General features: G+C 71.3%; 6 protein-coding genes and 1 pseudogene. 2 read left to right on the plus strand and 5 right to left on the minus strand.

Annotated features, from left to right (window positions below; all coding sequences use genetic code 11):
- Both P1P70_RS40790 and P1P70_RS40795 read left to right on the plus strand, forming a co-directional pair.
- Positions 1 to 301, plus strand: a pseudogene (locus P1P70_RS40790) (ABC transporter ATP-binding protein); the annotation flags it as partial.
- Positions 298 to 969, plus strand: coding sequence for an ABC transporter (locus tag P1P70_RS40795; RefSeq protein WP_319246963.1), 672 nt, complete (start codon positions 298 to 300; stop codon positions 967 to 969). The pseudogene P1P70_RS40790 and the gene P1P70_RS40795, both read left to right, overlap by 4 nt.
- Here P1P70_RS40795 and P1P70_RS40800 read toward each other — a convergent pair.
- From P1P70_RS40800 to P1P70_RS40820, 5 genes are all read right to left on the minus strand, one after another.
- Positions 961 to 1188, minus strand: coding sequence for a hypothetical protein (locus P1P70_RS40800; RefSeq protein WP_319246964.1), 228 nt, complete (start codon positions 1186 to 1188; stop codon positions 961 to 963). The two genes, P1P70_RS40795 and P1P70_RS40800, sit on opposite strands and share 9 nt — an antisense overlap.
- A 34-nt stretch (positions 1189 to 1222) precedes the next feature.
- Positions 1223 to 2092, minus strand: coding sequence for a polysaccharide deacetylase family protein (locus P1P70_RS40805; RefSeq protein ID WP_319246966.1), 870 nt, complete (start codon positions 2090 to 2092; stop codon positions 1223 to 1225).
- 39 nt (positions 2093 to 2131) lie between these two features.
- Positions 2132 to 2344 carry a DUF397 domain-containing protein gene (locus P1P70_RS40810; RefSeq protein WP_319246968.1) on the minus strand — a complete coding sequence of 71 codons (213 nt, stop codon included), beginning with the start codon at positions 2342 to 2344 and terminating at the stop codon, positions 2132 to 2134.
- Positions 2341 to 3162 carry a helix-turn-helix transcriptional regulator gene (locus P1P70_RS40815; RefSeq protein WP_319246970.1) on the minus strand — a complete coding sequence of 274 codons (822 nt, stop codon included), beginning with the start codon at positions 3160 to 3162 and terminating at the stop codon, positions 2341 to 2343. The genes P1P70_RS40810 and P1P70_RS40815 overlap by 4 nt, the downstream gene beginning before the upstream one ends.
- Before the next feature lie 175 nt (positions 3163 to 3337).
- Complete coding sequence (locus P1P70_RS40820; protein WP_319246972.1) at positions 3338 to 4702, minus strand: PhoX family protein; 1365 nt, start codon at positions 4700 to 4702, stop codon at positions 3338 to 3340.
- Positions 4703 to 4843 lie beyond the last annotated feature (141 nt).

Genomic DNA, 4843 nt, shown 5'->3' on the forward strand with positions numbered 1-4843 from the left:
CGCTTCGGCGGGAGCCTCCGTCGTGGTCGAGGGGCGGGGCGCGCCGGGGGCCCAAGTACCGTCCGGCGTACGTGACTTGGTGTCGGCGGTGGAGGATTCCGGGGCCGGGTCCCATCTCTTCACGGTCCCGGCGGACCGGTCCGACTCGCTGCTCAGGGCGTTGCTGGAGGCTCGCCCGCCCTGGCACGTGGTGCGCGTGACCCCGGTGACCGAACAGACCGACATGCCGACAGCGGCGGCGGCCCCGGGCGACCCTGAAGACGAACCGACGACGGAACTGGAAGTGGAAAGCTCCCGATGACCGCCCTCCTCCGCTACCAGGCCGCTCTCCTCGTCCGCTCCCAGCGCTGGTTGCCGCCCGTCATCCTGTACGCGGCGTTCCTCGCCATCGGGGTGCAGAGCGGACAGCCGGTGCTCGACTCGCTCGGCTACACGGCCGCCGCGCTGCTGCCCGTGTCCGCGTGGCTGATGCGGATCTGCGTCACCAACGAACCCCCCGCGGCCCGCAGTTGTACGGGGGCGGCGGCAGGGCCGGGCCGTGCGCACCTGGCCTGTGTCCTGGTCGCGTTCTCGGCGGCCGCGCTCCTCGGGACGGCGGCCACGGTCCTCGTCACCTTCATCAGCGCCCCCACGAGCACGGACCACCAGACGCGTGTCGAGTCACTCCCGGCGGGCGGCGCGGGCCTCCTGGCGGCCCTCGTCTGCGCCCTGCTCGGTACGGCCGTCGGCGCGCTCACGAACTGGCCGCTGCTGCGATCGCGGGGCCGGGCCGTTCCCGCGCTCCTGCTCGGCGTCCTGCTGGCCCTGGTGGTGGCCGGCTCCCCGGCCAGGGCGGCGGTCACGGCCCTCGTCGACGGCTCGCGGCACGCGACGATCCCGGTCCCCGTCCTGCCCCTGCTCGCGGCCGGGCTCCTCACGGCGGCCGCGACCGCCCTCGCCTGCGCCCTGACCAGGCGCCGCTCAGCCTGAGCAGGCGATCCGTTCGGCCTCCCGCCACTCGCACACCGGACACAGGGTGATCCCCTTGTGGGACTCCGGGTACTCGGTGGGCTGCCGGCACAGGACGCACTCGGCGAAGGGAGGACCGTCGGCGGTCTCCGGTGACAGGACCGGAGCCGGATCCGACTCAGGACGCGGTGTCGCGGTCGGGCCCCCGCTGCCGCCGCCGTAGTAGTCGTGTTCGCTCATACATCCAGCGTAGAGCGGCCGCGCGCAGACCTGCTCAGGGCGCCGCCACGGCCTTCGCCGCCGTCGTCCCGACCAGCTCCGACACCTTCACGAACCGGAAACCGCGCTTCCGGAGCGCCGGCACGATCTTCCGTACGGCCCGCTCCGTGACCGGCGCGGCACTCCGCGTGCAGTGCATGACCACGACGGACCCCGGCCGCACCCCGTCCAGCACCTCCCGCACCACGTCGTCCGGGTCCGTCGCGAACGCGTCGCCGCTCGTCACGTCCCACTGCACCGCCGTCACCCCGGACGCGCTGAGCCTGCGCAGCGCGCGGCTGTCGTAGCAGCCGCCGGGGAACCGGAAGTACGGCATCGGATCGCTGACCCCCGCCTCCCGGAACACGCGGTACGCCCGCTCCAGATCCGCCCGCATCCGCGTGGGCGCCATGGTCGGCAGGCCGTGGCAGTTCTCGGTGAAGGCGTGATGGCTGTACGAGTGGTTCGCGACCTCGAACAGCGGGTCCCGTCCGATGGACCGCGCCTGGATCGGGTACTCCTCGACCCACCGCCCCGTCATGAACAGCGTGGCCGGAACCTTCAGCTGACGCAGCGCGGCGATCAGCTCCGGATTGTCGAACCGTTCCCCCGCAGCGGCCCGCTCACCCTGATCCGCGGTCATGTCCGCGTCGAAGGTGAGCGCGACGGTCTTGTCGGTGCGGCTGCGCGGACCGTGCTCGAACACCGGGGTCAGCCCGGCGGGGCCCGGCGCGAGCGTGGGCGGCCGGGACGCGGTCGCCGCCGAGGGGCTGGCGGTGGCGTTGACGATGCGCGTCGAGGCGTGCGGGGTGCCGCAGGCGGTCAGGGCGGCGCCGAGCGCGCCGAGCGCGCAGAGCGCGGTGATGCTGCGTACGGGACTGATCACCGCACGAAAGTACGGCGATGGGGTCAGCGGACAGTCGGTTCAACTGCCGATCGCCGGGGAGTCCGCCCCGAAGTCACCCGCCTGGGTGATGAAGGGGACCCAGGCGGCGGCGGAGAGGGTCAGCGCGGGGCCGGCGGGACGCTTGGAGTCCCGGACGCGGACGGCGGAGGGGAGGGGGGCGACTTCTACGCAGTCGTCGCCCTGGGCGCTGCTGTAGCTGCTCTTGGTCCAGTGCAGTTCAGTGGTGCTCATAGCTCTCCTCGCATTCTCTTCAACAGGCCCACGGAGTCCTGCGGGGAGAGGGCCTGCGAACGCAGTCTGGCATAGCGCAGGGAGAGCTTGGCCACCTCTTTCCTGTCGGCGATCAGACGCCCGCTCTCCTGGCCCTCGGAGTACGCGTACCGCTGTGCGTCAGGGGTTTCGAGCAGGCGGATGGGGCCCGCCAGACACGCGTGATGCTCGGTGCGCGCAGGCATGATCTGGAGGGTGACGTTGCGCAACGTGCTGGCCGCCAACAGGTGGTCGAGCAGATCGACACAGACGTCCGTGCCGCCGAGGCGACGCATGAGCACGGCCTCCTCGACGACGAAGTCGAACGTGGTCCTGGGCTCGTCGCGGAACAGCGTCTGCCGCTGCATGCGCGCTTTGACGAGGGCCTCCAACTCGTCGTCGGGCAACGGCGGTACATCCTCGTCGCACAGCGCCCGCACGTACGACTCCGGCTGCAACAGGCCCGGCACGAGGCGGCACTCGTACGTGCACAGACTCACCGCGTGCCGTTCCAGCTGGGCCCACCGGCGGAACCACGACGCCAGGCCCGGCTGCCGGGAGACGTGCTTCGCCGCCCTGCGCAGCGCGCCCGTGTCCCCCAGCACGCGATCCGCCCGCTCCACGAACACCTCGTCCGCCATCCGCCTGCCCAACTCGATGGAGGCGACGGTGTGCACGCTGAAGCTCACCAGCGGAGCGAACTGCTCCCTCGTGTAGCCGTGGTGCTCGCGCAGCGCCTGCACGAACGCCCCGAACGTCTTGAGACTGTCGGACGGGTCCGGCTCCCAGTCGACACCCATGTTCGGCCACCTCCAGATGAGTCGGGTCTCCCCACGGTCAACTCACCCAGCGTCACGAACGGTTACGCGTACTGTCCATCGAACACGCGTGTACGGCGCTGTGCCGTACACGCCGGCAGCGCGGCAGCAGACGGCTGACGGGCCGCCCGCTGCCGCCGGTTCTCGTCGTCGGCGATCAGCGGCGCCAAGGGCCCGTCACCGCGAAGGTCGTGCCCGGGGTGTAGCAGTTGACGTACATCGTGTCGCCGTCGGGGGAGAAGGTGACGCCCGCGAACTCGCCCCATTCGGGTTCCTCGGCGGTGCCGATGTTCTGGGCGTTGCGGGCCATGGCGTAGACGTCGCCGCGGCGCGTGACGCCGTAGACGTGCTGGGCGCCGTTGCCGTCCTCGCAGACCATGAGGCCGCCGGAGGGGGCGAGGCAGATGTTGTCGGGGGATTCGCCGGGGAGTTGGAGGTCGGTGTCGGGGCCGAAGGCGATGACCAGGGTGAGGGTGCGGTGGTCGGGGTCGTAGCGCCAGATCTGGCCGTAGTGGTCGGCGGCCGAACCCTCCGAGCTGCGGGCGAAGGAGGAGACGAAGTAGACGCAGCGGCCGCCCCAGTAGCAGCCTTCCAGCTTCTGCGCGTGGGTGATGCCCTTGGGGCCGAAGTCCTGGTGGCGGATGGCGGTCTGGGCGGCCAGGGGGTCGGGGACGTCGACCCACTCGATGCCGTCGAAGCAGGCTCCGGGCTCCTGGATGGGGGAGAGGTCGGGGACGCCCGGGACCCGCATCGCCTGCAGACGGCCGCCCGCGCGCAGTGAACCGAGGCCACCCTTGGGCTTGTTGGGGAGGAAGCGGTAGAAGAGGCCGAAGGGCTGCTCGAAGGCGTCCTCCGTCTCGTAGACGACTCCCCGCTTCGGGTCCACCGCGATCGCCTCGTGCTGGAAGCGGCCCATCGCGGTGAGCGGCACGGCTCCCGAACGTCGCGGGTCGGCCGCGTCGACCTCGAAGATGAAGCCGTGGTCCTTGGTGTAGCCGTTGGTGCCGGCCTTGTCCTCGTTCTCCTCGCAGGTCAGCCAGGTGCCCCAAGGGGTGGGCCCACCCGCGCAGTTGACCGCCGTGCCGGCGATGGCGACCTGCTCCGAGAGGACCTTGCCCCGGGCGTCGAGCGTGAGGGACGTACAGCCGCCCTTGCCCGTCGGGTCGTAGGTCAGGCCCTTGATCGTGGGGACCGGGATACGGCCGTTGTGGCGGTTCTCGTGGTTGCGGACGAGGTGGACACGGCCGTGCCTGCCGGGGAAGGCGGACATGCCGTCGTGGTTGCTGGGCACCGGGCCCTCGCCCGAGCGGAGGGGGTCGCCCTCACGGGAGAGGACCCGATAGCGGAAACCTTTCGGCAGGTCGAGCAGGCCGTTCGGGTCGGGGATCAGGGGGCCGTAGCCGGAGTGGCCGAGGGTGCTCTGCGCGGTGGCCGTGCCCACGAAGAGCTCGGAGAGGGTTCCGGTGAACGCAATGCCTGCGATACCGGCGCCCGAGCGGGCGAGGGCCTGACGGCGGGTCACTGACACGGGGAGAACCTTCCTGCTGGCGGACAGGATGTGACCCGCCTGTGTGTATCACGTGGTCAACGCCACGTGAACCACGCGCGTAGAGGTCGGGGGAGGAGTCTCTCTCCGTGTCACTCGGTCGGAGGGGGTGGGAAA

This window comes from Streptomyces sp. MB09-02B (assembly GCF_033794485.1).
Lineage (GTDB): Bacteria > Actinomycetota > Actinomycetes > Streptomycetales > Streptomycetaceae > Streptomyces.

What these genes read in the sequence shown, in the direction of transcription:
- P1P70_RS40800 (WP_319246964.1), bottom strand. Translation starts at nt 1,188, where the DNA reads ATGAGCGAACACGACTACTACGGCGGCGGCAGCGGGGGCCCGACCGCG.
- P1P70_RS40810 (WP_319246968.1), bottom strand. Translation starts at nt 2,344, where the DNA reads ATGAGCACCACTGAACTGCACTGGACCAAGAGCAGCTACAGCAGCGCC.
- P1P70_RS40795 (WP_319246963.1), top strand. Translation starts at nt 298, where the DNA reads ATGACCGCCCTCCTCCGCTACCAGGCCGCTCTCCTCGTCCGCTCCCAG.
- P1P70_RS40815 (WP_319246970.1), bottom strand. Translation starts at nt 3,162, where the DNA reads ATGGGTGTCGACTGGGAGCCGGACCCGTCCGACAGTCTCAAGACGTTC.